Below are 26,085 nucleotides of genomic sequence, written 5' to 3' on the forward strand. Positions count from 1 at the left end.
ATGTATAGTGAAGGGGTATTCCGATTTTATTTTATGAATATGCCGCAGCCTGTGATTTTAATCCAGCAAGAAAGACATCAGCTATATTATAAAGAATGTAACAAAGCAGCTCAGCAATTCTTTGACAAAATGGAAGACAAGATAATCAATAAAGCAGAAAATCTGCTTTTTTACACACTTTGTGAAAAAGCTATTGCCACGAAAGAACCAATTCAATATCAATACATACAGCTTTTCCAGCCCGACCGGCATGCATATGAAGTAACATTTACCCCTCTTTTTAATCAAGCGACAACCCCTTCACATGTCCTTGTCATGGCTCAAGAAATTCATTGTAAAAAAACGCAGGAAGAGAGCACGCGTTTACTCGATGCGTTTCTAGAAAACACGGTAGATGCCATTCTAATTGCTGATTGTGATGAGAAGGTCTTAACAGTCAATGGAGCATTTGAAAAGCTATTTCAGTGGAGAAAAGAAGAAGTTATAGGAAAAAGCCGTCAAGAGATGAACATCGTGTCAAAGAAAGAGGAAAAAGAAAACCTTAAATTAATAGAAGAATTAAAAAGTGGTAAGACGCTGCCTCCTTATGAAACAGTCAGGTACACAAAAAGCGGCGAAAGCGTGTGTGTATCTGTCAGCTGTTCACCGATTTATGACTATCAAAATCAACTGGTCGCCTATTCGGTGATTTACCGAGATATCACAGCTATTAAAAAATTAGAATGGGAGCTCATAAAAAGCAAACAGTGGTACAAATCGCTATTTACAAACCACCACCACGCGGTTTGTATGCTGAATTTGGACGGCACGATTTTAAATGTCAACAGCGCATTCTTAGAAACGCTGCAGCTTTCTGCAAGCGATGTGCTGTATCAAAATTACCGAGATATTGCTAAAAGACTGGGAGCCTGTAATTACAAACGCTGGAATGTATATGAAGAAATCAGCTACAGCACAGAGCTAACATTTCGTAGAAGTCAACATTCCGCACAGCACGTGTACATTACAACGATTCCTGTTAAAGTAAATAATCAAACGGTTGGCGCCTATGCCATCTTACACGATATTACGCCTCAAAAAGAAGCAGAAGAACAGCTGGCTTATACGCTGAAAGAACTTGAAAATATAAAATATGCGCTCGATGAATCAGCTAGCGTTATGATTATAAATGCAAGTGGAACTATTACCTATGTAAATGATATGTATGTACAGTATTCAGGTTATGAAAAAGAAGATTTATTGGGGAAGTATTATCGAGATGCAGGGCTTCATCATAACCACGATGAGCTGCTTGAAACAATAAAAAGCGGAAAGGTATGGCGAGGGCAGCTTGAAATGGGGACGAAGCATCATCAGTCATACTGGGTATCGAAAACAATTGTGCCCCTAAAAGATATAGACGGAAATATTACTCATTATGTATCTATTCATAATGATATTACTGAACAAAAAGCGCTAGAAAATAAACTTCATTTTGAAGCCACTCACGATAGTTTAACAGGTCTTCCCAATCGGGCGATGCTGTTAAAAGAGTTAAACAAAGTAATTGAAAAAGGGCAGCGGAAAAGCGATGAGTTTTTTGCGCTTTTGTTTCTCGACTGTGATAATTTTAAACAGATTAACGATGAATATGGCCATCATATAGGCGACGAATTTCTAAAAGCATACACGAAGAGATTAAAAAGCTGTGTACGGAAAGGCGATCGCATTTATCGTTTGGGCGGAGACGAGTTTATCATTATTTTAAACGTAACAAATGGAAGGGAAATTGAACAAATTGCTAGGCGGATTCATGTATCTCTTCAGCAAAGCTGGAATGTACGGGGCTATTGTTTGCGCACAACAACTACCATTGGCGTATCTATTTATCCAGAGGACGGGGAATCGGCTGCTTTATTATTAAAAAATGCAGATGATGCGTTATACAAAGGGAAAAGAGAAGGGAAAAATAATTATATCCTCTATCAAACGTAAAAAAGCCTCACTGGAGGCTTTTTTATTTTATCCATGTTTTTGCCCACTTACTGACGGGCCCTAAGATCATACCAAGCTCTGATCCTTTTTTGGTTAAGATATATTCAATGCGAACGGGACGTTCAGGAATAACGTGCCGGATCACAATTCCTTCTTCTTCTAACTCTTTCATTCGTTCGGTTAACATTCGTTTACTTAAAGAGGGAATGCTGCTGTGAATTTCACTAAAGCGTTTAGGACCGCTCATCAGGACATAAATAATTAACCCATTCCATCTTTTTCCTATTATATCAAACGTTTTCCACACTTTTGGACATAACTCATCAAATTCATTCATTGATGTCACCTACTTTATCGTATATAGGATATTAAAAGTAACTCTTATAATGTTATTATATACTAGCATTTGGATAATGAAAAGGCTATCTTTTTTTATTTTCAAAACTTTCAGTAGCTTGGAAACGCTGTATTGTAAAGTTTTTAAAAAAAGTCACAGAATCGACATATTATTATTGACGTATCAAGAAAAAAGGTCTAAGATTGGTTACATAAAGTTACCTAGTTAAATAAAAGGTACTTTAAATTTACAATTACATCAAGAGTTTGAGAAAGAAGGTTAGTATCAAATGGATATCCTTTTGGCTATTCTTCCTGCGATTTTCTGGGGAAGTATTGTCCTGTTCAACGTTAAATTGGGCGGAGGTCCTTACAGTCAAACGCTTGGGACTACAATTGGTGCGCTGATCTTTTCAGCCGTTATTTACTTCGTAGTTCATCCAGTGTTGACGCCGCTTATTTTTATTGTCGGAATCGTTTCAGGATTATTTTGGGCAGTTGGGCAAAGTAATCAGTTGAAAACGATTGATTATATTGGTGTTTCAAAAACCATGCCAATTTCAACTGGTATGCAGCTTGTGACGACATCATTGTTTGGTGTTATCGTATTTCACGAGTGGTCAACAACAACAACCGTTATTTTAGGCGTGTTAGCTCTTATCTTTATTGTTATTGGTATTGTGTTAACATCACTAGAAAGCGAAAAAAACCCAGAGCAATCTGGACAATTCAAAAAAGGGATTATTACCCTTGTTATTTCAACAATTGGATACTTAGTGTATGTAGTTGTCGCTCGTTTATTTAATGTAGACGGATGGTCGGCGCTATTCCCACAAGCTATTGGTATGTTAATTGGGGGACTTATACTTACTTATAAACACAAACCGTTTAATAAATACGCAATTCGCAACATTATTCCAGGGCTGATTTGGGCAGCTGGTAATATGTTCTTATTTATTTCTCAACCTAAAGTAGGGGTTGCAACAAGCTTCTCATTATCACAAATGGGAATTGTTATTTCAACGCTTGGCGGTATCTTCTTATTAGGAGAAAAGAAAACAAAGCGTCAGCTTATTTCGATTACGATTGGTATTGTGCTCATCATTTTAGGTGGCGTATTCCTCGGAATGGCTAAAAGTTAACGTTTACGTAAAAGTTAATGATAGTATGTATGAATAAATGAAAACACTAGGAGGATTTTATTATGTATACAGATTTAAAAGATAAAGTAGTTGTAATTACAGGTGGATCAACAGGTTTAGGACGCGCAATGGCTGTTCGTTTCGGTCAAGAAGAAGCAAAAGTTGTTATTAACTATTACAACAATGAAGAAGAAGCTTTAGATGCGAAAAAAGAAGTAGAAGAAGCAGGCGGACAAGCAATCATCGTTCAAGGCGACGTAACAAAAGAAGAAGACGTTGTAAATCTTGTTCAAACAGCTATTAAAGAATTTGGTACATTAGACGTTATGATTAATAATGCTGGTGTTGAAAACCCAGTTCCTTCTCATGAGCTATCTCTAGATAACTGGAACAAAGTTATTGATACAAACTTAACAGGTGCATTCTTAGGAAGCCGTGAAGCAATTAAATATTTCGTTGAAAACGACATTAAAGGAAACGTTATTAACATGTCTAGCGTTCACGAAATGATTCCTTGGCCATTATTTGTTCACTACGCAGCAAGTAAAGGCGGTATGAAACTAATGACGGAAACATTAGCTCTTGAATATGCGCCAAAAGGTATCCGCGTAAATAACATTGGACCAGGTGCGATGAACACACCAATTAACGCAGAGAAATTTGCAGATCCTGTACAACGTGCAGACGTAGAAAGCATGATTCCAATGGGTTACATCGGTAAACCAGAAGAAGTAGCAGCAGTTGCAGCATTCTTAGCATCATCACAAGCAAGCTATGTAACAGGTATTACATTATTTGCGGATGGCGGTATGACAAAATATCCTTCTTTCCAAGCAGGAAGAGGCTAATAGTTTTTAATCGATGTAGAAAAAAGAGACATGGCAAAATTGCCATGTCTTTTTTCTATACCTAAGAGAATTTCACCCCCCCTTTCTGGGGTGGTGAAATTCTCCTAGGTAAAACCTTTTAAAAGCTTTTTGTACTTCCCTTATAAGTTTTATTGTATTAGCCAGCCATTTTTTTGTTAGAAGAAGGCTGGTTTTTGTCTTTTAGTTTGCTAAAGATAAAGGCTAGCACTGAGCCTGAGATGTTGTGCCAGACGCTGAAGATGGCGCTTGGGACAGCGGCTAGTGGCGAAAAGTGAGTGGAAGCGATAGTGACGCCGAGCCCTGAGTTTTGCATGCCAACTTCCATTGCCACTGCTTTTTGTTTGGCTAGATCCATTCCGCATAAGCGGGCAAAGAAGAAGCCGATTGTGAAACCAAGAATGTTGTGAAGAACAACTACGGCAAAAATGATACCGCCTGTTTTAGCAAGCTGTGCTTGGCTTCCTGCCACAACGGCGGATACAATCAAGACAATCGCGACTACTGAAACAAGGGGAAGGGCTTTGGAACTTGCTTCTGCAGCTTTTCCAAAAAACTTTTTGATCGTAAATCCAAGAGCAAGCGGAATGATGACAACTTGTATAATGGAAATAATAAGAGACATGATATCAATATCGACCCACTTGCTTGCAAATAATAAAATAAGAAGCGGTGTAACAATCGGTGCTAAAATGGTTGAGACAGAAGCGATAGCAACTGCGAGCGCAACGTTTCCTCGAGCCAAAAAGACCATTACGTTTGATGATGTACCGCTTGGACAGCAGCCTACTAAAATAACGCCCACTGCTATTTCTTTTGGTAAATCTAAGCCAATCGCCAAACCGAATGCAAGAAGCGGCATAATGATAAAATGTCCCACCACGCCTAGTGCTACTTCTTTCGGTCTTCGAAATACTTCACTGAAATCAGACGCTGACAGCGTTAATCCCATTCCAAACATGACAATTCCTAAGAGCGGAACGATGTACTTTCCAATCCATACAAAGTGCTCTGGGAATGAGTAGGCAATAACGGAAATTAAAATAACCCAAAGCGTAAACGTTTTTCCTGCAAATGTACTGATTTTCTCTATTGTTTTCATCTGTACGATACCTCCTGCGAACTATAGGAAGAAATTATACTATTTATTCAGAAAAATAAAAACAGTATTTTTGTAAAATAGTACAGAATATTTTATCTTTTGGAGATTATTTCAGTTTAAATGCAAGCATTCCTTCATTGAATACACAGAATATGTGGTAATATAAAGAAGTTAGTTTTAGAAAGTCGGAGGAGTTTAGTCATGAGATTTATCTATATTTTGTCTGTCCTTCCGTTCGTAGGCATATTAGGTTTTCTCCCTTTTGTTAATCGAGTGACTCCATTTGTTCTCGGTATGCCGTTCAATATGTTTTGGATGGTGATATGGGTAGTGCTTACGTCCATTATTTTAGGGGTTATGTACAAGCTTGATCCCAGAAATCGGGAAGGGGAAGAAGAATGAATAGTGCACTTATTATTATTTTATTATTTTTAGTGGCAGCTATTTTTCTTGGCATACGATCAACCAAAGGCAAGGATATGAACTTGGAGCAGTGGACGGTAGGCGGACGCGGTTTCGGGGCTGTTTTAGTGTTTGTGCTGATGGCCGGAGAAATCTATACAACGTTTTCGTTTCTAGGCGGAAGCGGATGGGCTTATGGAAAAGGAGCACCTGCACTTTATGTCTTAATTTATATTAGCTTATCATATGTCTTATCATACTGGCTTCTTCCTGTTATTTGGAAGTATGCAAGAGATCATAAGCTCGTCTCGCAGCCTGATTTTTTTGTAAGCAAATATAAAAGCCCTTATCTTGGTGTGCTTGTAGCTGCTGTAGGAGTGATTGCTGTCATTCCTGTTATTGTTGTGCAGTTAAAAGGATTGGGGATTATTGTATCACAGGCATCATACGGCGCCATTTCAATGCCGGCAGCCATTTGGATGGGAGCTATCAGTTTAACGCTGTATGTTATGATATCCGGTATCCATGGTTCTGCATGGACGGCCGTTATTAAAGACATTATGATGCTTGCTGTGATTGGATTTTTAGGCATTTATTTACCTTTTCATTATTACGGAGGATACGGTCCGATGTTTGAAGCGGTGAATACAGCGAAGCCAGGGTTTTTAAAGTTTCCTGAGCAAGGATTAAGCGTCACGTGGTTTATTTCGACCGTTATTTTACTAGTACTTGGTTTTTATATGTGGCCGCAGGTGTTTAGTTCAAGCTATACAGCGAAAAATGCAAAGGTATTTCGTAAAAATGCAATCATTAGTCCTCTTTATACGCTGATGCTGCTCTTTGTATTTTTTGTTGGATTTGCAGCTATTTTAAAAGTTCCTGGTTTAAGCGGAGGAGACGTGGATCTTGCGCTATTACGGATCTCAATCCAAACCTTTGATCCTTGGTTTATTGGAATTATAGGAGGAGCGGGTTTGCTGACAGCGCTTGTGCCGGGGTCGATGCTGTTAATGAGTGCGTCAACGCTGCTGGCTAAAAACATATACAAACCGTTTGCGCCTCAAGCAAGCGAAGCGCGTATTGCTCGTTTAGCGAAAAGTTTTGTACCGGTTGTGGCTCTCATTTCCGTTTACTTTACGCTAAACGGAGGAACGACGCTGTCAACAATTATTTTAATGGGCTATAGTCTAATGACACAGCTGTTTCCATCTCTGCTTTTCAGCTTGAAGAAAAATAACTTTGTAACGAAACAAGGAGCAGCGTGGGGGATTGTTGCTGGAATTATTGTAGTAGCCTATATTACAATCAGCGGATCTACTATTGGTACGTTATTTCCATCACTGCCTCAGCAAATGAAAGATATCAACGTCGGATTTATTGCGCTGCTTGTCAACTTTATAGTAATGTTGGCAGTCAGTATGCTCACGAAGAAAAACAGCGTTTCTGCATAAGAAGCGCTGTTTTTTTGATCAAACAGCAAAGAGCCAAAGGAACAGGATCATCCTTTGGCTCTTTACGTGGCTTTTAACCGGTAATTTGTAAACTTCCTACATCAACTGATTTACGCTAAAGCGGGAACTCGGTCGTTATAGTAAATAACTTCCGATAGGATCTTACACCCTTTAATCTCCTGAAATGTCTTTTTCGCCTCTACCTCTGATTCAAATTCAAACATAGTCGGACTTTGGTTTTTCGAGTAAACGGTAATGATCCACATTGTAAAATAAGCTCCCCCTATAAAATAATAGTTTTCCTTTTTAGTGTAGCTATCAGGTGATGTAATAATAATTGAATAGTTGTGATACAGCCTCACATTTTAAAAGGTACTTCTACTATACAACAAAAATTACAAAATAAAACAAGAAAATCTAAAAAACTACAGAGAATAATGAAAGAGAATAAATAACCGTTTATATATGGGCTATATTTATAAATGGAAGTAGGAACGCAAAAAAATATGGGGAAGAGCGATTGTCTTTTAGATTGCTAAACTATATACTTATGTTCAAAAAGTGCAGGAAGTGAACGATGAAAGTTGATACGGTAGTAAAAAAAGATGTTTTACTCATTCTGGTGATGATAGTCGTTGTGCCGCTAGCAGGAGAGCTTAAATATTATCCTTTTCATGATACGTATAGAGTTAGCTTTGCTGTGCCCATTTTTTTCTTTTCACTGCTGCTTTTAAGAAGAGTTTCTCCTGTTATACCAGGTATTTTAGTTGCTGGTGCTATAGTGGGTTTTCGGATGTGGCTTGATTGGTATAGCTACGAATCATTTGATTTTATTCATTCGTTGCAGATCAGGTGTTCAGCAGGGGTCTATTATCTCGTTTATGCAATTGCTTTTTCTTGGTTTAAAATTAACGATTTTCATTCAAAGCCGTGGATTATTGGCATATGGAGCATCATCATCGAAACGGTTTCAGGCGGAATGGAATTGTTTTTTATGTATGTAATGGTTCAGCATCATATTGTGTTTCCGGAGTTCATGCAAATTTTTATTGTAGGCGTCTTTCGAAGTTTCTTTGTTTTATGTCTGTTTAGCATGATCAAACTTTACGAAGGGCAGCTGAGAGAACGACAAATCTCTCAAAAAAATGATCAGCTGCTTGTTGTGCTTTCAAATTTATATGAGGAATCCATTCATTTGAAAAAAACGCTGCAGGACGCTGAGAGAATTACGAAAAAGTCGTATGATTTATATGAAGAATTACACGAAGCGAATATAGAACAGCTTACTTCGCTGCACGAATTTAGCCAAAAAGCATTACAAATTGCAGGAGAAGTACATGATATTAAAAAAGACAATCAGCGGATATCAGCAGGACTGTCCAAGGTCATTACAAAAGAAGAATTTTCTGAGTATATGGAAATCGAAAGTCTGCTTCAAATCGTCATGCGCAGCAATGAAAAATATGCGGTGATGTTAGCAAAAGATATTCATTTTTCATATTCGATTCTAGGAGAACACTCTCGCTATCACGTGTACTTATTTTTGTCATTAATTAACAACTTAGTAACGAATGCAGTTGAAGCAATTGAAAAAGAAGGGACGATTATTATCGACGTATGCCGAGAAGAAGACCGAATCTTACTGTATGTGAGAGACAGCGGTCCCGGCGTGAAAAAAAGGCATGAACATCTCATTTTTAAAGCGGGATTTACATCCAAATACGCAAAGGACGGGACACCTTCTACGGGTCTTGGGCTTGTCTACGTTAAGCAAATGACCGAGCAGCTGGGAGGGAATATTCAGTTTATTAATCTGTCTCCAAGCCCCGGTGTTCAATTTGCTATAGATTTACCTATTTCTACGTTAATGGGGGATAAGGACTAATATGCGATTTTATATTATAGATGATGACGAAGTCTTTCGTTCAATGTTAGCTGAAATCATTGAAGATAATGATCTAGGGGAGGTTATAGGAGAAGCAGAAGACGGGATTGTGTTAAACGATCAGTTTTCTCTATTGCAACAGATCGATATTTTATTTATCGATTTGTTAATGCCCATTCAAGACGGAATCGAAACCGTGCGCAAAATAAAGGATAGTTTTAAAGGGAAAATTATTATGATGTCACAAGTAGAAACGAAAGATTTGATTGGGAAAGCCTACTCTCTTGGCATTGAATACTATATTACAAAACCGCTCAATCGTATGGAAGTGCTTATGGTCATTCAAAAAGTAATTGAACGAATTCATGTTCAACAATCAATGGAGAAAATTCAAGAATCGTTAAATACCATACTTAATGTAGGAAATCAGCAAAAAACACCTTCTTTTGGTAAAAAAGAAAGCGATCCGGCAGAAGCGTGCAGGTTTCTTTTAAGAGAACTGGGTATTTTAGGAGAAAGCGGAAGTAAAGATTTGATTGAAATCATCAATTACTTGCATCAAACGGAAAAAAGCACGATGTATGAACAGCATTTTCCGTCTCTCAAAGAAATATTTGAGAAAATTACTGTGAGAAAGCTTGGTTCATCTTTTTCAGAAGACGTGCTGCAAAAAGAAATGAAAGCAGCCGAGCAGCGAGTAAGAAGAGCCATTTATCAGTCTTTAAATCATTTGACCTCTCTTGGTATGGTTGACTTCTTTAATCCTAAATTTGAAAATTATGCTTCTAAGTTTTTCGATTTTTCAATGGTGCATCAGCGCATGAGAGATATAGAAAAAGGGACGGGAAAAAGCAGTACTCCGAGTCGTATAAACGTAAAAAAATTTATCCAAATGCTCTATTATGAAGTCAAACAAACGCTGTAGTAAAAAAACTACAGCGTTTTCATTTTGTAATTTTCTAAAAACTTTTTGTTAGTTTCAGTAGGTTTTTGTTAGATTTTGTGATGCCTGTGATAATGTAATCTTATGAATAAAAGAACTACTTAATAAACAGTTCTTAATGGGATTGTATCTGTTGAATACATTAAGTTCAAATAAACAGCTTCAAGCTGTTAGAAAAAAGAAGGAAGGTGCAAAGATATGTTCAAAAAGCTTGGATTAGCAGGACAAATTCTAATTGGTTTGATTGCAGGTATTATTGTAGGGGCTATTTTTTACGGAAATCCTAAAGCAGTTGAGGTGCTCCAGCCAATTGGAGACGTATTCATTCATTTAATTAAAATGATCGTGGTGCCGATTGTTATATCTAGTATCATTGTGGGCGTTGCGGGTGTTGGTGATATTAAGAAGCTTGGTAAATTAGGCGGAAAAACAATTCTTTACTTTGAAATCATTACAACGGTTGCCATTGTTGTAGGCTTATTAGCAGCTAACTTGCTTCACCCTGGTACTGGTGTGGACCGCAGCGGTCTTGAAAAATCAGATATCAGCAGCTACACATCAACGGCAGAAGCTACAGAGCAAAAAGGATTTGTAGAAACATTTGTTCACATCGTTCCAACGAATGTATTTGAGTCAATTGCTGCAGGCGATATGCTGCCAATTATTTTCTTCTCGGTCCTATTTGGACTTGGAATTGCATCAATCGGCGAAAAAGGCAAGCCGGTTTTAAGATTCTTTGAAGGCACGGCAGAAGCGATGTTTTGGGTAACGAATTTAGTTATGAAGTTTGCACCGTTTGGCGTATTTGCATTAATCGGTGTAACCGTATCAAAATTTGGACTAGCGTCTCTGATTCCGCTTAGTAAGCTTGTAATTGTTGCTTACGGCACAATGATTTTCTTTGTATTAGTTGTGCTAGGACTTGTAGCTAAATGGGCTGGCGTTAACATCTTCCACTTATTAAAAGTGCTAAAAGATGAACTGCTACTGGCATTTTCAACTGCAAGTTCAGAAACAGTATTGCCGCGTATTATTGCGAAAATGGAAAAGTTCGGATGTCCTAAAGCCATTACATCTTTTGTTATTCCGACGGGATATTCGTTTAACTTAGACGGATCTACTCTTTATCAAGCGCTTGCTGCGATTTTTATCGCGCAAATGTACGGTATTGATATGAGCATCACACAGCAAATTTCACTGATATTAATTTTAATGGTTACATCTAAAGGAATTGCAGGAGTTCCGGGCGTATCGTTTGTTGTACTGCTTGCAACGCTTGGATCTGTAGGACTTCCGGTAGAAGGGCTTGCTTTTATCGCTGGAATCGACCGTTTGTTAGATATGGGACGTACAGCGGTAAACGTAATTGGAAACTCACTTGGTGCGATTGTCATTTCGAAGTGGGAAGGTCAATTTAATGATAAAGACAAGGAAGCTTATATTAACGAAGTAACAAAAAAAGTATCGTAACAACAAAGAGTCTGGGACAAAAGCATTGTAGTTGAAGAAAGATCCGAACGATTATTCGTTCGGATTTTTTTCATGTTGATGTAGATTTTATCTGTGCAGTTGCTTCTAGTTGTTGATTGGAGAACAAGGCAAAGACTCCTGCGGAAAGCGAAATCTTGTATGGAAATCAACGGCCGTGCAACAAGTGATCCATACCAGCTCATTTATCCAATTTATTCGGCTTTAGATGGAATTTATTTAGTTATGTCTCAATCTTTTTTCGTTTGAATTTGCTTTGAAAAATTGGGAATAGTAACTAAAGATAAAAAACAAATGATTGATACAAGGAGGTCTCAACATGGGAAGAGCAAATAATCACAAATCATCACATAATAACAAAGGGTCACTGCCTCAAACACCAAAAGAGTTAAAAATTGCTCCGGATCAAGCAAATGAAGAATTTTCACGTGAGTTAGCGCAGCATCACGATGCTAAAGCGAAACAGGACTTAATTTTGAAACAGCAAAAAGAAAAGTAAGAGAAAAAGAGGTTGGACAAAAGTGTTTTAATTGAAGGGAAATCTGAACGATGAATGGAGATTCTTGATGGAGAATCCAACTCGTTCGGATTTTTTTGTGATGATGGTAAACGTAGGTTTCGGGTATGTAGTTGCTTCTAGCGGTTGATTTCGGTATGTCTCAACCTCTTCTATATATACCGCAAGATAAAAATACCTCAGTAACCATTTTGTAACATTATTTAATCATAGCGTAATAGTTTTTGAGGCTTTTTTCATTATAATTAAACCGAACATATTGAAAAATAAGTTCATAGAAACGTAACGTTCGGTTACATAATGGAGGAAAAAAATGAAAAAAGCCATCATTGGGTCTATAACGGCAGCGGCAGTCTTATTTAGTGGAGCCAGTCCGTTTATTGCACCTGCTCAAACAGTAGAAGCAGCGTCATATTCATACAAGGACACGGCTATTGCTACTGGTAAAAAATTAATTGGTGTTCCTTATAAATGGGGAGGTACAACAACAAAAGGTTTTGACTGCTCAGGATTTATTCAATACATTTTCAAAAAGGCTGGAAAAACACTTCCGCGCACAACGGAACAAATGTATCGAGTAGGGACAAGCGTTTCAAAAGCAAAGCTTCAAAAAGGAGATTTGGTTTTCTTTCAAACGTATAAAAAAGGTCCTTCACATGTAGGCGTGTACTTAGGAAATAATCAGTTTCTTCAAGCTTCTACGTCTAAAGGCGTGACGATTACATCTCTTAGCAACAGCTACTGGAAAGCACGTTATATTGGTGCAAAACGGATTTAACCATCCGTCATTTTTTTGGAAAACAACACTACATTATGTAGTGTTGTTTTTGTTTGCATATACATAACATATTGCCGAAATTATTTTTAACGTTTTATACAAAAAAATCCATATTCTGTGAGATAATAACGTTAACACATTTTGTACTTTAACATAAGGAATATCCCACTCTATTCGAAAGTTTGGTGAGCGAAGATGAAGCGCTTAGTATGGAGTTATGGAATAGGTATTGTTGCATTAGTAGCAGTACTCTCATTTTTCTTTATGATGAAAGGGCAAACAGAGAAAGCCGTCGTTAGCGGAAATGTACCAAAAGATCATGCGCAGGGAGAAAGAGTGAAGCAGCCCATCTCACAGTCCCAAGCAGTACAGCCTCATGAAGCAGGTAATGAAGTGAAAAATGTAAAAAACAACATGCCTGAAAAAGCGGATCCTCCTCCTTTTTTAGTCTACATTGACCCAGGTCATCAATCTCAGGCTAACCTAGAGACAGAGCCAATCGGACCGGGATCAGCAGAAGCAAAAATAAAGGTTTCCGGAGGCACATCAGGCGTAGTGACCAAGAAGCCGGAATACAAGCTGACGTTGGAAGCCTCTATGATATTAAAACAGCTGCTCGAAGAAAAAGGCATAACGGTAAAGCTTACTCGCAGTTCTCACGATGTGAATATCAGTAACCGGGAACGAGCGGAGCTTGCGAACAATTCGAAAGCTGATCTGCACGTACGTATACATGCAGATGGTTCTGGAAATGCTTCTGTAAAAGGATTTTCTGTGCTTACTCCTGCAGAAGATAATTCGTATACAAAGTCTATTTATCAAAGCAGTCTGCAGGCATCTCAGGCTATTCTGACAGAGGTGAAAAAAGATCAGTTTGTCGAAGCAGACGGCATTCGTTATCGCAGTGATCTTTCGGGATTTAACTGGTCGACTGTACCTGTAACGCTAGTGGAGCTCGGATATATGACGAATCCAGAAGAGGACCGGAACCTGTCTGATCAGGCTTACCTTACAAAGCTGATGAATCATGTTGCAGACGGTATCGTGGCATATGAAGAAATGAAAAAATAAAAGGTGAAAAGACCTATAAAAACGTGCGACTAAATCAATTGATTTATGTCACACGTTTTTTTTGTCGTTCATATGATATAAAAAAGCATCTTTTCGACAAAAAATGGACGAGCAGAAAAGAAAACTAGGTAAAATGCTTTAATTTTTATAGAACTGTGTCGATATAACGATTGATATTAAAATGCGTTAGACAGTACATGAAAATGGGGGAACAAGATGAGAAAGTTAACGGCATTTGCTTTAGTACTAAGCGTACTGCTGTTTCAATTCACGCCGCTTGCTAGTGTGAAAGCTGAAACGGTAGAACCAGTTGTGTCTGTAAAATTAGTAAACTATTTAGGAGATCATCATGCAATTACAATTAAGCCGTCTTATTTATACACTATTAAAAACTCGGATTTGGTCTTAAAGGCAAATACAGAGTATACGGTAGCAGCAACAACTCAAGGTGTCACTCTAAAACAAGGAAGCAATGTCTTAGGTGATTTTACAAGCTTTGAAATTACACCGTCTCTTTATAAAAATCCCGTATCTATTAACGGCAGACAGTACTTAGGGGACGTTGCGTTTACAAATGAAAAAGGAACGTACGTCAGACCTGTTAATACGCTGCCGATTGAAGACTATTTAAAAGGTGTTGTGCCAAATGAAGTCTATACATCTTGGAATCTGCAAGCTTTAAAAACTCAGGCAGTAGCAGCGAGAACATACGCAATGAGCTATGCAGGAAAAGTGATCAATGACACGGTAAGCTATCAAGTATACGGTGGCTATACGTGGTACGACAGCACAAACAAAGCAGTAGATGAGACATTCGGACAAGTAGTCACATACAACAATAAATTAATCAACGCCGTTTTCTCATCAAGCAACGGGGGAAGAACCGAATCAAACAGCAATGCTTGGGGAGGAACTCAGCTTTCTTATTTCCCAGTGAAAGAAGATCCATACGATAAGCAGACGCCGTGGACGTTAGCTATTCAAAAAACGCAAATTGATTTAACAGGAAAAGATTTAGCTAACTATAGCGCTTGGTGGAATACGGTTTCTGAAAAAGATAAAACTGTTACAGATAATTTGAAGTCATGGTTAGTAGCCAATAAGCATCCTGGTAAAACCATTAAAATTACGTCTATTCCAAAGGTGAGTTTTTATGCTCCTTCATCAGGAGGCCGTGTGACTAAAGGTGCGATTACAGTGGACTACCTTGTTAAAGGAGATGTAGACAGTTCGCAAAAACTAGTGGTTCATCATTTGGAATTAACAGATTTAACATCGACGAAGCTAAAATCGATGTTAAACAGTCGTGCGATGCTTAGCCTGCTTGTAACGGAAACAAATGAAACAAGCACATCAACAACTTTTAATGGTAAAGGAAATGGACACGGTGTTGGAATGAGTCAATACGGTGCTCAAAAAATGGCAAGCCTAGGAAAAGACTATCGTGAAATTTTAGATTTTTATTATCCAACAACTACTCTTTTAAGTTTTTACACAACAAAATATCCGCGAAAAGAGCAAGAGCAAGAAGCACCGAAAGATACGGTTGCACCTAATGCACCTTCAGTTAATGCACTAGCAGACAATGAAACATCGCTTACGGGTGTAACAGAACCAAATGCTTCTGTTATTGCAAAAGTGGAAAATGAAGTAATTGGAACAGGGCTTGCTGATGAAAGTGGAAAATTTGCAATTACGATTGCCAAGCAGCCAGCAGATACAAAAGTGTCGGTAACGTCTAAAGATGCAGCTGAAAATGAAAGCACGGCCACAGTAGTGACCGTAACGGATCAAACGCCGCCTTCTGTTCCAATTGTAAATGAAGTAAGTGACCAAGATACGACCGTAACAGGCGTCACAGAAGCAAACGCTGCCGTAACGGTAAAAGCAGGCGATGCAACGTTCTCTGCAGTAGCGGATGGTAACGGTACATTTACTGTTTCAATTCCAGTACAAATAGGTGGGACAACAATAGCGGTAAGTGCAAAAGATAAAGCAGGAAACGAAAGTCAAGCTCCTTCTTTTACGGTTAAATCTACGTTAAAAGCACCGCTTGCACCAAAAGTAAATGCAGTAAGTGATCAAGACACAATGATCAAAGGAACGGCTGAAGCAAATGCGACGGTCATCGTTAAAAACGGAAGTCTTCAGCTTGCAGCAGGCAATGCAGATGCTAAAGGAAATTACAGCATCTCAATTGCGAAACAAAAAGCAGGAAGCACGCTGTCTGTAACAGCTCAAAATGCAGGTGGAACAAGTTCAGTCACTGCGGTAACCGTACAGGATAAAACGGCGCCAGCTGCGCCAAAAGTAAACGCAGTAAGTGATCAAGATACAAAAGTTACAGGTACAGCAGAAGCAAATGCGACGGTTACTGTAAAAGTGGGAACAACAACTGTGGGAACGGCTAAAGCAGGTGCAAACGGAGCGTTTTCTGTTGCCATTTCTCTGCAAAAAGCGAATACAAAGCTAAGCGTACAAGCAAAAGATGCAGCAGGAAATAACAGCTCTGCATCGACTGTAATCGTTACAGCAAAGCAAAAAGCTCCGGTAAAACCGACAGTTAATGAAGTGAGTGATCGAAGTACAGCTGTTACGGGTACAGCAGAAGCAAATGCGACCGTTATCATTAAAAACGGAAGTCTTCAGCTTGCAGCTGGTAAAGCGGATGCCAAAGGAACATACAGCATCTCGATTGCAAAACAAAAAGCAGGAAGCAAACTGTCTGTAACGGCTGGAAACACAGCGGGCGTAAGTCCAGTTGTAACCGTAACCGTGCAGGATAAAACAGCACCCGTTACACCAAAAGTAAACGCTGTAAGCAATCAAGATACAGTCGTAAAGGGAAGCACAGAAGCGGGCGCAGAAGTGCATGTGAAAATTGACAAAAAAGTAATTGGCAAAGGAAATGCAAAATCGGATGGAACGTTCAGCATCACCATTCCAAAGCAGCCTGCTTCTACAAAATTAGCTGTTATTGCAAAAGATGCAGCCAATAACTACAGCTCCAACACGTTTGTAATGGTCAGTGCCGCGCAGACAAAACCAGCGCTTCCAACCGTTAATACGCTTACTGAAAAAAGTACAGCCGTAACGGGAACAGGAGAAAAAAATGCGTCTATTTATATTAAAGCAGGCGGAAAGATTATTGCGAGCGGTAAAATTGATGGAAACGGCAAGTTCAGCGTAAAAATTCCTGCTCAAAAAGCAGGAACAGAAGTAACGGCCGTGCTGCAAAATAAAGTAGGATACAGCCCGTATAAAATTGTAAAAGTGCAAGACACAACCCCGCCGGCACCTCCGGCAGTGAATGCCGTTACGTCTTTGTCCACCTTTATCTCTGGAAAAACAGAAGCAAATGCCGTGATTACGATTAAAAGCGGTACAAAGCTGATCGCATCGGGCAAAGCAGATGGCAAAGGACAGTTTAAAGTAACTATCCCAAAACAAAAACCAGGCGTAAAGCTGGCTGTGACGGCAAAAGATGCCGCTGGAAATACAAGTTCAGCAGTCAATATAAACGTTAAATAAAAACAAAAAAGAATTCTCTGCGGAGGATTCTTTTTTTAGTGATTTTTAAGTGGGATAGAAGGTTACTAAAAAGTTACCTTAGAACTTTGAAGTGCCTAACTTACTTTAAAGTGGGTTCTATCTTTTTCTTTTTTTCTGTTTCATAATAACAAATGTAAAGAAATTAGCAGGGGGTTTTTTATAATGAGTAATCATTTGCAAGATACAGTCACACTTCACAACGGAGTCAAAATGCCTTGGCTTGGACTAGGTGTATTTAAAGTAGAAGAAGGGCCTGAATTAGTGAACGCGGTGAAAACAGCTATCGTCAAAGGCTATCGCAGCATTGATACGGCAGCTATTTATGGAAATGAAGAAGGTGTAGGAGAAGGAATTCGCCAAGGTCTGAAAGAAGCAGGTCTTTCACGCGAAGACATTTTTGTTACATCAAAAGTTTGGAACGCAGATTTAGGCTATGAAGAGACGCTGGCTGCTTACGAAACAAGCTTACAAAAGCTTGGCTTAGAATATTTAGATCTATACTTAATTCACTGGCCGGTAGAAGGTAAGTATAAAGCAGCGTGGAAAGCATTAGAAATGCTTTATAAAGAAGAAAAAGTAAGAGCTGTGGGCGTAAGTAATTTTCAAATTCATCATTTAGAAGACTTAATGAAAGATGGAGATGTTAAGCCTGTTATTAACCAAGTGGAGTATCATCCTCGTTTGACACAAAAAGAGCTGCATGCTTTTTGTCAAAAGCATGATATTCAGCTAGAAGCATGGTCTCCGCTTATGCAAGGAGAATTGCTAGATAACGATGTGTTAAAAGGAATTGCTGAAAAGCACGGTAAATCAGTTGCTCAAATTATTCTGCGATGGGATCTGCAAAACGGAGTTGTAACGATTCCAAAATCGACAAAAGAACATCGTATTGTTGAAAATTCATCGTTATTTGATTTTGAATTGGATGCTGAAGACGTAAGTAAAATTAATGAATTAAACCAAAATCACCGAGTAGGTCCAGATCCGGACAACTTTGATTTTTAATAGAAGAACTAAGAGGCTGGGAAAAAGTATTTTAGCCCAGGTGAAGAACGAACTATTCATCAACAAGTTTGATGAGTGGTTCGTTTTTTTTGTTATGGTGAATACAGCTTCATCTGTTTCGTCCCTTCTAGCCGTTGATTGAAGGGCAAGGCGAAGACTCCTGCGGGAAAAGCGGGACAGATGAGACCCCGCAGGAGCGCAAGCGACGAGGAGGCTCAGCGCCCGCCCACGGAAAGCGAAGCCTTGCACGGAAATCAACGGCGGTGTCATAAGCGGTTCAGCTCATGTATCTCATTTGTTCGTCTTTAGGTTGGATTCATTTAGTTTTGTCCCGGCCTCTTTTTATGCATTATTACATAAATTTAACATTTTCTTCACAGTAAGCTAAAGGACGGGCCTTATGATAAAGAAAGGTCGTGAAAGATAGAGAAATCATTTCATTTTTAAGTGTAAAATAGGCGGTGTAACGATGACAAAACAAGCTTACTCTCACATACAATGTAAAAAAACATCAATGATTGATTTATTGCTGGATGCAGGGGTTTATAAAAAAGGAAACAAGCAGCTATATGAGCTTACGCTTCAAGAGCTAGAAACAGAATACGAAGCTATTTCACAACAGCGCATATCTCGATGAAATTTTGATACATTGCTAGAATTTGTTATAATAGAGGAAAGGATAGGAGTTGATTTATATCGAAAAGCACCCGACAGACTCGCAGCCCATCCGTATGGATATCCTCGATTCTATATTTGCTAAAATGGTATTAAATAAGGCTATCCGAGATTTTAGAAGAGATCAAATTTTACGTGAAGTCGATCAAACATTAGAAGAAAGAAACAAAGAAAAATTTTTTCAATTAATTGAAGAATTAAAATCAATTTCGTAGAGGGCGTTCGCGCGATAGAATTTGATTTTATCATTTTAGCATATAAAAACAGGTAAGAAGCGGCATGCTTAGTTACCTGTTTTTTTGTTGTCTTATTGTAAACGAAGGCCTCACATAAGAAATGAACCTTATCACTGAACAGACAAAAAGAGCAAGTCTAATGTACTCACTCTTTTCAGAAAGGTATGGGTGTTACTGAGAAAATGAATGTCACTCTCTAAATGTTGCGTGTGGGGTTTAGAAAGTTCTATGCAACTGCATATTTTCTAATTCATTCGCTCTATGTATTGTTAAAGTAACAATATAACCATATCTTATCACATGAAGGAAATTCGATTCAATATATTTATTGATTTTCTTTTTAAATTGTTCTAAATAATTAGTGAATGTAAAAAAATGTTTTTATTGGGTGAATGTGTATCTATAAAAAAACAATAGAAAAATATAGTTGGTTTTTATGAGAGACATTTGTTTGTTTCTGACGGACTGTAAGCTTCAAAAGAGTACAATCCGTCCTGTAAATCAGTATTAAGAAAAAATGAGCTGAACCCAGTAGAACAGGAGGAAAAGAGTAACGATGGTGGTAAGCGGGATAACGATAAGTGATACCTTTAAATAATCTTTCCATTTTACCTTGATATGATTTTCTTTTAAAATATGCATCCAAATAAGAGAAGCCAGTGTTCCAATCGGCAATAAAAGCGAGCCCATATCACTTCCAATAATATTAGCAAGGTAAATAGTTTTAAGAGTAATAGGATCGAGCCCCATTTCAGTCAAGGTAATGGTTCCGACCATTAAAGCAGGGTGATTGTTAAACAAGTTAGAGAGAATGGAAACAAGTCCTCCCATGATAAAGCTTGCTTCAAAAAGCCCTCGATTCACAATTGGTTCGCAAATTTTTACAAGTAGTTCCGTCAATCCTACGTTATGCAATCCGTAAATAATAACGTACATTGAAAATGCAAAAACGAAAATGTGCCACGGCGTTTTCTTTAAAATATCAATCGGGTTTGTACGTAAGTGATACCATCTCCAAATGAGTAAGATCAGTGAGCCCAGTACAGCAACCAATTCGATTGGTATGCCGAAATAAGAGGCGACAAATAGGAGACAGCGCATAACAAACACAAATAATAAAACTTTCAGCATAAATTGTGTGCGTTTACGTTTTGTTTCAACAGAAATGCTTCCTTTTAAGGGGTGAAACTGTTTCGTAAAGAAACTCTCTTCTATATCTTTTGAAGCATGCGGCAGTTTTTTTGGCAAATGGCGTTTTAAGACCGTATACATGAGCCAAGACATAAATAATAAACCAAGTGTCGCCGGTACAAACATCATCGCAGTGTGCATATAAAGCGACATATGAACAATTTTTAAGGCAATCAAATTGACAATATTACTTACACCTATAGGCGCGCTGGAAGCGGTAGCAATAAGCGCTCCACTTAAAAGGTAGGGGATCTGCTGGTGGGGTTTTAGCTGAAGGTTTTTCAAAAGTAGAATTAAAATTGGAGTGGTAATTAAAATACTGCCGTCATTATTAAATAGTAAAGTCATTAAAAAGCAAAGCAGTTGAATGTACCAATATAATCGGTACCCTGAGCCTTTGGATAAACTCACTAGCCGTGCAGCTGCCCAGTGGAAGAATCCGAAACTTTCTAATATGACGGCCATGACAATGGTGGCAATAATGGTGATAGAAGCGCCGCTTATCTTTCCGAAAATATCAACAATGTCTGATTTGGATACAATGCCTGTAAGGAGGATAATGGCTGCTCCTATGGATGCCGGCCATGCTTCGTTGATGCCGTTCGGCCTCCAAAAAATGACGAGCATTGTCATTGTAAACACGAAAATGGCAATTCCAATTTCAATATTCATCAGTATGCTCCTTTCTTCTAAAATTTGTAATGAATATACCCTTGCATGTCCCTTACACTCTATTTATATTCATTTATTACTAGAAGGATTGTGCATAAGACCATTTTTGCTAATATGTTTGTTTATCTTGCCAAGGCACGTGTCGTATCGGGAGAGACGCCTATGAAAAAGAGGCTGGGACATAACTAAATCTATCCAATCTAAAGAAAAATCAATTGGATAAAGGAGCTAGTAGGCATTGCTTTATATTGCTGTTGATTTCCATGCCAGCCTTTTCTTTCTGCTTGTACCGCAGGAGTCTTCTTCTTGCACAGATAAAAGCCACTATATACATGAAACCTGCGCTCACCATATCAATAAAAAAATCCGAACCATTCATCGTTCGGATTTTCCTTCAGCTAACAAACTTTTGTTCCAGTCTGTTTAAGATTAGCAAGTATAGACTTTTTCGTGTAAAGTTAGCGCTTTTATCTGATCGTGATCAGGTTCGTAGCCGATGCCTGGTGTATCAGGAACGGAAATAATACCGTTGTCGACCGCGATTTCCGGATGAACGATATCACGCGGCCAGTATTTAGATGATGCGGCCGTATCTCCGGGAAGCGTAAAATTAGCAAGTGTGGTAATGGCAATATTATGTGCTCGTCCGATACCCGATTCCAGCATGCCACCGCACCATACGGGCACACCGTGAGTTTGACAAAGGTCATGAATTTTTTTGGCTTCTGTTAGTCCGCCTACTCGTCCAATTTTAATGTTAATAATTTGTGTGCTTCCAAGTTTAATAGCTTTTCGAACGTCTTCAGCTGAATGAATGCTTTCATCTAAGCAAATGGGCGTGCGCATGCGGGCCTGCAGTTCAGCGTGATCAATTAAATCATCATGAGCCAATGGCTGTTCGATCATCATTAAATCAAACTCATCAAGCTGAGCAAGGTAATTAGCATCTGCAAGCGTATAAGCAGAGTTCGCATCAACCATCAGGGGAATAGAAGGGAACTCGTTTCGAACTGCGCGCGTCAAGTTAAGATCCCAGCCCGGCTTAATTTTAATTTTGATCCGCTTATATCCTTCATTCAAGCCGGCTTCAATTTTTCGAAGCGTTTCGTCAATCGTAGGCTGAATGCCAACGCTGAGACCAACTTCAATTTGACTTTTACTGCCTCCTAGCGCCTTAGATAGAGAGAGGTTTTGCCTGCGCGCATACAAATCCCAAACAGCGCCTTCTAACGCCGCTTTTGCCATGTAATTGCCTCGAATATGAGCAAAGCGTTGAGATACTTCGTCAGGGTGCTGAATTTCTTTCTCTTGAAGCAAGGGAATTAAAAAATCCTCCATAATGTGCCAGTTTGTTTTGAGCGTTTCTTCTTTATAAAAAGGATCCGCGCACGCTACGGATTCAGCCCAGCCGGATCGTCCGTCTTCGTCTTGAATTTCTACTAAAATAAAATTTCGATCCACTTCTTTTCCAAGGCTTGTGGTAAACGGATGAAGTAAATCCATTTTTAAATGCCGTAAAATGACGTGTTTTATGTTCATTTTTGCACCTCTTTTTTCGTTAAAATATAAAAATGAACGGGTGCGCTGCTCTCTGGATGCTTCATGAAGTCTGTTACTTCAAATCCTTTTGCAAAACACGTTTGAAATACGCGTCTTGTTCGCATACGCCAGTCCAATGCCAGAGAAGGAGAAGCTTCTTTCATTTGCTGAAAAGCAGACGGAATAGCTACAGCTACAACGTCATCATTTAACAGTTTTTCGTCAATATCTCTAACAGAAGGAAACCTTTCATCCGTTAACGTCCATTGAATGAGCGATGCGTCCATTATTTGTTCTGGCGTATAAAGAGGCTGAGCTCGTTTTGTATCTTCTGCGGATGCCCATTCTACAACGAATCGATCAGAAGGCAAGTCAGCATTTAACGGATCGTTCATGTCTCCGTAGCAGTTTTCAATATACGTAGAACAAACGGCTCCAAGCTTTCCAATATTTAAATACCCATTGGCGCTTTCTAGAGGATCATACGTCCAGCTAATATATGAATAACCCTTTTTTTTACTTTCTTGTCTCTGCGCATGCTTAAGCTTGGCACCGATACCCATGCTGCGATAGGCAGGGTCAACTGCTAATATATGAGAACATAAATAGACGCACGTTCCGTCAAACCCGGGAAAACTATATTGAAAGCCAATCAGCTTTTCATTTAGAAACGCACCGAGAACAAGACCTCCATTTTTAACAGCGGTCAAGGTTTGATGGACAGGCGTGGCTTCTTCTTCTCCCCAGACGCGGCTTTCTAATGCGCGTACCTCTTCTAGTTCAGTGGTTGTTGTAAGTGAACGAATCGTTAAGGCTTCAGTCATTTGCTTACTTCCTTTCTATTATCTATTCTAAAAAGATGCCTTGCTCGGCATAGAGTTTTTCCAAGTGTTCTTGTCGTTTTCCAGCCGTTTTTTCATCTCTTTTTTGCATGCTGCTAATTACAACTTGAGATAGGGCAAGAAGCGATAAAATATGTTCGGTTGTTCCGGCTAAAAGCGTGATATCAGCGATTTGGCCTACCGGAGACAAACGGCGGTCTGTAATGGCAATTACTTTCGCTCCTTGTTTTTTAGCTTGCTGAGCTACTTCGAGCGCTTCTTTTGTATAGCGCGGCAGTGAAAATACAACAACAGCAGATTCACTAGTAAGATTGCATAGCGTTTCAAGCAAAAATCCTGTTGGAAAAGATAAAAGAACATGATTGCGAAGCTGATTCATTTTATAATACAGCCAGTAAGCCGCCGTATGAGATTCACGGAAACCTGCAATATACACTTGATCACTTTTGATAAGCGCATCTACAGCTTGAGATAATTCTTTTTCGTCAACAGGGGAAAGCCATTCACTAAAAGGTTTCTTTTCTTCCGCTGCAGAATCAGCTGCAGGCTTGCTAGCTGATTCTTTTGATTCGGCAGAAGAAAGCCATTCTTTTCGCATTAGCTCCTGCAAATCGGAAAAACCATTTAACCCCAGTGCGTAAGCTAGACGAATAACGGTTGTTTCACTGACACCTGCTTCTTTGCCAATTTGCTCAGCCGTGTACAGCGAGCCTTTTTCCGTAAAATTAACGAGAAACTCAGCTACTTTTTTTTGACCGCGAGAAAGGTCAGGGAATTTATGTTTAATTAATTCTTGAAATGATTGCTTCATATAGCCTCCTAGAAAAGAAGTTATAACTTCATAAAAATATATTAATGCATTTTTAACTTCATTTCAATTGCTGTTTCAAAATAAAAAGAAGTCCTTGTGATATAATAAATTGATTATTCAAAAATAAATGCCGTATTCAAAAACGAATTGTGTTTTATTCAAAAATGAATAGAAAGCGGGGAGCATGCATGAATTCAGAATGGAATGAAAATCAGTGGATCCTTCATTCATTAAAAGATGATTTGCTTGTGACGGATGAAAAAGGCATCATTGTGCGAATACATGAAGGAACGGGAAACATTTACGATGTAAAAGCTGAAAAACTGCTGGGAAAGTCTGTTTATGAACTTGAAAAACAAGGGCTTTTTACACCAATCGTTACCCCAATTGTGCTTGAAACAAAGAAGAAAATTACGCTTGTACAAACAACTAAACAAGGCAAGCAAGTGCTCGTTACGGGCATTCCTGTCAAAGATGAAAAAGGAGAGATTAAAAGAATCGTCAGCTATTCTCACGATGTGACGGAGCTTATGGAAATGAAGACATATCTTGATGCGATGGAAGGCGAAATGCAGCGCGTAAAGAGCGAGCTTATGCTGCTGAGAAACCAAAACCTATCAACTGAAGGAATTGTATGCAACAGCGATAAGATGCAGCACGTTCTTCGTACGGCCGTTCACGTTTCGAACGTGGACGTAAATATTTTACTTTTAGGGCAATCAGGAGTAGGAAAAACGCATTTAGCCAAGCTGATACATAACAAAAGTACAAGAAGAAAAGGGCCGTTTATTGAAGTGAACTGCGGGGCGATTCCAGATCATTTATTTGAGGCTGAGCTGTTTGGCTACGAAGCGGGTGCTTTTACCGGTGCATCGAAAAACGGAAAGGTGGGACTGGTCGAATTAGCAGACGGGGGCACGCTTTTTTTAGATGAAGTGGGAGAACTGTCACCGGCTCATCAAGTAAAAATCTTAAAGCTCATTCAAGAAAAACAGTTTTATTCCGTTGGAGGAAGAAAGCCCAAAACCGTGGACTTTCGCTTAATTGCAGCGACGAACAAAGATTTAGAAAAAGCCGTCGCTGAAAAAGAATTTCGAGAAGATTTGTATTTTCGTTTAAGCGTCGTACCGATTACCATTCCATCTTTGAACGAGCGCCCTGAAGATATTTTTCCGCTGCTCACACATTTTGCCGAGCAGTTTGAAAAGAAATATAATCGAAAAAGAACGTTTGATAATGCGGTTATTCACGCACTGCTTTCCCACGAGTGGAAAGGAAACGTACGAGAGTTAATCAATGTGATTGAACACGCCGTGGTTGTATCTTCACAAACGCTGATTACAATGGAGCATTTGCCGCATTCTCTGCATAGAAAAAAACGGGTTCAGCACGTTGAAGAACATGGGGAAATGAAGCTTAATGACGCGTTAAACGAGCTGGAAAAAGAGATATTAGTAAGAGCAAAAAAACAGTATAAAACGACAACAGAAATAGGTGAAGCACTCGGAATCAGTCAGCCTTCAGTTGTTAGAAAATTAAAAAAACATTCCGTTTTTTAACGTCTTTGGCACGCTCTTTGCATGTAAAATAAGTACAAACACATTACT

General features: G+C 38.8%; 23 protein-coding genes. 17 read left to right on the forward strand and 6 right to left on the reverse strand.

Annotated features, from left to right (window positions below; translation table 11 throughout):
* Window positions 1-1,974, forward strand: a complete 1,974-nt coding sequence (locus JNUCC25_RS05340; protein ID WP_454222887.1) for a PAS domain S-box protein — start codon at window positions 1-3, stop codon at window positions 1,972-1,974.
* A 22-nt stretch (window positions 1,975-1,996) separates the two neighbouring features.
* On the opposite strand, the gene JNUCC25_RS05345 is transcribed toward JNUCC25_RS05340, so the two are convergent.
* Window positions 1,997-2,311, reverse strand: coding sequence for a winged helix-turn-helix transcriptional regulator (locus JNUCC25_RS05345; protein WP_013055757.1), 315 nt, complete (start codon window positions 2,309-2,311; stop codon window positions 1,997-1,999).
* 289 nt (window positions 2,312-2,600) lie between these two features.
* Between JNUCC25_RS05345 and JNUCC25_RS05350 the strand changes: the two genes are divergently transcribed.
* Entirely contained in the window at window positions 2,601-3,452 is an 852-nt protein-coding gene (locus JNUCC25_RS05350) for a RhaT/GlcU family sugar-proton symporter (RefSeq protein ID WP_013055758.1), read from the forward strand.
* A gap of 62 nt (window positions 3,453-3,514) precedes the next feature.
* Window positions 3,515-4,300: a glucose 1-dehydrogenase gene (gdh, locus tag JNUCC25_RS05355; protein ID WP_013055759.1), complete on the forward strand. Its 786-nt coding sequence runs from the start codon at window positions 3,515-3,517 to the stop codon at window positions 4,298-4,300.
* A gap of 157 nt (window positions 4,301-4,457) precedes the next feature.
* Here gdh and JNUCC25_RS05360 read toward each other — a convergent pair whose 3' ends face one another.
* Window positions 4,458-5,420: a bile acid:sodium symporter family protein gene (locus JNUCC25_RS05360; protein WP_013055760.1), complete on the reverse strand. Its 963-nt coding sequence runs from the start codon at window positions 5,418-5,420 to the stop codon at window positions 4,458-4,460.
* A 201-nt stretch (window positions 5,421-5,621) separates the two neighbouring features.
* On the opposite strand from JNUCC25_RS05360, the gene JNUCC25_RS05365 reads away from it, so the two are divergent.
* The 13 genes from JNUCC25_RS05365 (at window position 5,622) to JNUCC25_RS05425 (ending at window position 19,402) form a co-directional block, all read left to right on the forward strand.
* Window positions 5,622-5,822, forward strand: coding sequence for a DUF3311 domain-containing protein (locus JNUCC25_RS05365; RefSeq protein WP_263033135.1), 201 nt, complete (start codon window positions 5,622-5,624; stop codon window positions 5,820-5,822).
* On the forward strand, window positions 5,819-7,273 hold the full coding sequence (locus tag JNUCC25_RS05370) for a sodium:solute symporter family protein (protein ID WP_029324957.1): 1,455 nt from the start codon (window positions 5,819-5,821) through the stop codon (window positions 7,271-7,273). The genes JNUCC25_RS05365 and JNUCC25_RS05370 overlap by 4 nt, the downstream gene beginning before the upstream one ends.
* Before the next feature lie 577 nt (window positions 7,274-7,850).
* Window positions 7,851-9,158: a sensor histidine kinase gene (locus JNUCC25_RS05375; RefSeq protein ID WP_029324958.1), complete on the forward strand. Its 1,308-nt coding sequence runs from the start codon at window positions 7,851-7,853 to the stop codon at window positions 9,156-9,158.
* A 1-nt stretch (window position 9,159) separates the two neighbouring features.
* Window positions 9,160-10,083, forward strand: coding sequence for a response regulator (locus JNUCC25_RS05380; RefSeq protein WP_029324959.1), 924 nt, complete (start codon window positions 9,160-9,162; stop codon window positions 10,081-10,083).
* 216 nt (window positions 10,084-10,299) lie between these two features.
* On the forward strand, window positions 10,300-11,571 hold the full coding sequence (locus JNUCC25_RS05385) for a cation:dicarboxylate symporter family transporter (protein ID WP_028407730.1): 1,272 nt from the start codon (window positions 10,300-10,302) through the stop codon (window positions 11,569-11,571).
* Window positions 11,572-11,908: 337 nt separating this feature from the next.
* Window positions 11,909-12,088, forward strand: coding sequence for a YfhD family protein (locus JNUCC25_RS05390; protein ID WP_013055768.1), 180 nt, complete (start codon window positions 11,909-11,911; stop codon window positions 12,086-12,088).
* Between the two features lie 331 nt (window positions 12,089-12,419).
* Entirely contained in the window at window positions 12,420-12,884 is a 465-nt protein-coding gene (locus JNUCC25_RS05395) for a C40 family peptidase (RefSeq protein WP_013055770.1), read from the forward strand.
* Window positions 12,885-13,079: 195 nt separating this feature from the next.
* Window positions 13,080-13,955 (forward strand): N-acetylmuramoyl-L-alanine amidase family protein, encoded by an 876-nt coding sequence (locus JNUCC25_RS05400; RefSeq protein ID WP_338789157.1) that lies wholly within the window; start codon window positions 13,080-13,082, stop codon window positions 13,953-13,955.
* A 216-nt stretch (window positions 13,956-14,171) separates the two neighbouring features.
* Window positions 14,172-17,486 (forward strand): Ig-like domain-containing protein, encoded by a 3,315-nt coding sequence (locus tag JNUCC25_RS05405; RefSeq protein WP_387570428.1) that lies wholly within the window; start codon window positions 14,172-14,174, stop codon window positions 17,484-17,486.
* 183 nt (window positions 17,487-17,669) lie between these two features.
* Window positions 17,670-18,512, forward strand: coding sequence for an aldo/keto reductase (locus JNUCC25_RS05410; RefSeq protein WP_029324962.1), 843 nt, complete (start codon window positions 17,670-17,672; stop codon window positions 18,510-18,512).
* 134 nt (window positions 18,513-18,646) lie between these two features.
* Complete coding sequence (locus JNUCC25_RS05415; protein WP_157835282.1) at window positions 18,647-18,784, forward strand: hypothetical protein; 138 nt, start codon at window positions 18,647-18,649, stop codon at window positions 18,782-18,784.
* A 197-nt stretch (window positions 18,785-18,981) separates the two neighbouring features.
* Window positions 18,982-19,149 carry a Fur-regulated basic protein FbpA gene (locus tag JNUCC25_RS05420; RefSeq protein ID WP_013055774.1) on the forward strand — a complete coding sequence of 56 codons (168 nt, stop codon included), beginning with the start codon at window positions 18,982-18,984 and terminating at the stop codon, window positions 19,147-19,149.
* Window positions 19,150-19,198: 49 nt separating this feature from the next.
* Window positions 19,199-19,402 (forward strand): IDEAL domain-containing protein, encoded by a 204-nt coding sequence (locus JNUCC25_RS05425; RefSeq protein WP_016766443.1) that lies wholly within the window; start codon window positions 19,199-19,201, stop codon window positions 19,400-19,402.
* Window positions 19,403-19,930: 528 nt separating this feature from the next.
* Here the strand turns inward: JNUCC25_RS05425 and JNUCC25_RS05430 are convergent.
* From JNUCC25_RS05430 to JNUCC25_RS05445, 4 genes are all read right to left on the reverse strand, one after another.
* Window positions 19,931-21,286 carry an arsenic transporter gene (locus JNUCC25_RS05430; protein WP_029324963.1) on the reverse strand — a complete coding sequence of 452 codons (1,356 nt, stop codon included), beginning with the start codon at window positions 21,284-21,286 and terminating at the stop codon, window positions 19,931-19,933.
* A gap of 429 nt (window positions 21,287-21,715) precedes the next feature.
* Window positions 21,716-22,825 (reverse strand): o-succinylbenzoate synthase, encoded by a 1,110-nt coding sequence (menC, locus tag JNUCC25_RS05435; RefSeq protein WP_029324964.1) that lies wholly within the window; start codon window positions 22,823-22,825, stop codon window positions 21,716-21,718.
* Window positions 22,822-23,649: a GNAT family N-acetyltransferase gene (locus JNUCC25_RS05440; RefSeq protein WP_029324965.1), complete on the reverse strand. Its 828-nt coding sequence runs from the start codon at window positions 23,647-23,649 to the stop codon at window positions 22,822-22,824. The genes menC and JNUCC25_RS05440 overlap by 4 nt, the downstream gene beginning before the upstream one ends.
* A 22-nt stretch (window positions 23,650-23,671) precedes the next feature.
* On the reverse strand, window positions 23,672-24,478 hold the full coding sequence (locus JNUCC25_RS05445; protein ID WP_029324966.1) for a MurR/RpiR family transcriptional regulator: 807 nt from the start codon (window positions 24,476-24,478) through the stop codon (window positions 23,672-23,674).
* A gap of 188 nt (window positions 24,479-24,666) precedes the next feature.
* Here JNUCC25_RS05445 and JNUCC25_RS05450 point away from each other — a divergent pair, with 188 nt between their 5' ends.
* The gene (locus tag JNUCC25_RS05450) at window positions 24,667-26,037 is read left to right on the forward strand and encodes a sigma-54 interaction domain-containing protein (protein ID WP_226556010.1); all 1,371 of its coding nucleotides are present in this window, start codon (window positions 24,667-24,669) and stop codon (window positions 26,035-26,037) included.
* Window positions 26,038-26,085 lie beyond the last annotated feature (48 nt).

The sequence above is a fragment of the Priestia sp. JNUCC 25 genome (assembly GCF_053667915.1).

Bases quoted from the DNA above. Each gene is read 5' to 3' on its own strand.
- JNUCC25_RS05440 (WP_029324965.1), bottom strand. From the start codon at position 23,649: ATGACTGAAGCCTTAACGATTCGTTCACTTACAACAACCACTGAACTA.
- JNUCC25_RS05340 (WP_454222887.1), top strand. From the start codon at position 1: ATGTATAGTGAAGGGGTATTCCGATTTTATTTTATGAATATGCCGCAG.
- JNUCC25_RS05390 (WP_013055768.1), top strand. From the start codon at position 11,909: ATGGGAAGAGCAAATAATCACAAATCATCACATAATAACAAAGGGTCA.
- JNUCC25_RS05430 (WP_029324963.1), bottom strand. From the start codon at position 21,286: ATGAATATTGAAATTGGAATTGCCATTTTCGTGTTTACAATGACAATG.
- JNUCC25_RS05410 (WP_029324962.1), top strand. From the start codon at position 17,670: ATGAGTAATCATTTGCAAGATACAGTCACACTTCACAACGGAGTCAAA.
- JNUCC25_RS05420 (WP_013055774.1), top strand. From the start codon at position 18,982: ATGACAAAACAAGCTTACTCTCACATACAATGTAAAAAAACATCAATG.
- menC (WP_029324964.1), bottom strand. From the start codon at position 22,825: ATGAACATAAAACACGTCATTTTACGGCATTTAAAAATGGATTTACTT.
- JNUCC25_RS05445 (WP_029324966.1), bottom strand. From the start codon at position 24,478: ATGAAGCAATCATTTCAAGAATTAATTAAACATAAATTCCCTGACCTT.
- JNUCC25_RS05365 (WP_263033135.1), top strand. From the start codon at position 5,622: ATGAGATTTATCTATATTTTGTCTGTCCTTCCGTTCGTAGGCATATTA.
- JNUCC25_RS05350 (WP_013055758.1), top strand. From the start codon at position 2,601: ATGGATATCCTTTTGGCTATTCTTCCTGCGATTTTCTGGGGAAGTATT.
- gdh (WP_013055759.1), top strand. From the start codon at position 3,515: ATGTATACAGATTTAAAAGATAAAGTAGTTGTAATTACAGGTGGATCA.
- JNUCC25_RS05385 (WP_028407730.1), top strand. From the start codon at position 10,300: ATGTTCAAAAAGCTTGGATTAGCAGGACAAATTCTAATTGGTTTGATT.
- JNUCC25_RS05375 (WP_029324958.1), top strand. From the start codon at position 7,851: ATGAAAGTTGATACGGTAGTAAAAAAAGATGTTTTACTCATTCTGGTG.
- JNUCC25_RS05450 (WP_226556010.1), top strand. From the start codon at position 24,667: ATGAATTCAGAATGGAATGAAAATCAGTGGATCCTTCATTCATTAAAA.
- JNUCC25_RS05380 (WP_029324959.1), top strand. From the start codon at position 9,160: ATGCGATTTTATATTATAGATGATGACGAAGTCTTTCGTTCAATGTTA.
- JNUCC25_RS05345 (WP_013055757.1), bottom strand. From the start codon at position 2,311: ATGAATGAATTTGATGAGTTATGTCCAAAAGTGTGGAAAACGTTTGAT.
- JNUCC25_RS05395 (WP_013055770.1), top strand. From the start codon at position 12,420: ATGAAAAAAGCCATCATTGGGTCTATAACGGCAGCGGCAGTCTTATTT.
- JNUCC25_RS05360 (WP_013055760.1), bottom strand. From the start codon at position 5,420: ATGAAAACAATAGAGAAAATCAGTACATTTGCAGGAAAAACGTTTACG.
- JNUCC25_RS05400 (WP_338789157.1), top strand. From the start codon at position 13,080: ATGAAGCGCTTAGTATGGAGTTATGGAATAGGTATTGTTGCATTAGTA.
- JNUCC25_RS05370 (WP_029324957.1), top strand. From the start codon at position 5,819: ATGAATAGTGCACTTATTATTATTTTATTATTTTTAGTGGCAGCTATT.
- JNUCC25_RS05405 (WP_387570428.1), top strand. From the start codon at position 14,172: ATGAGAAAGTTAACGGCATTTGCTTTAGTACTAAGCGTACTGCTGTTT.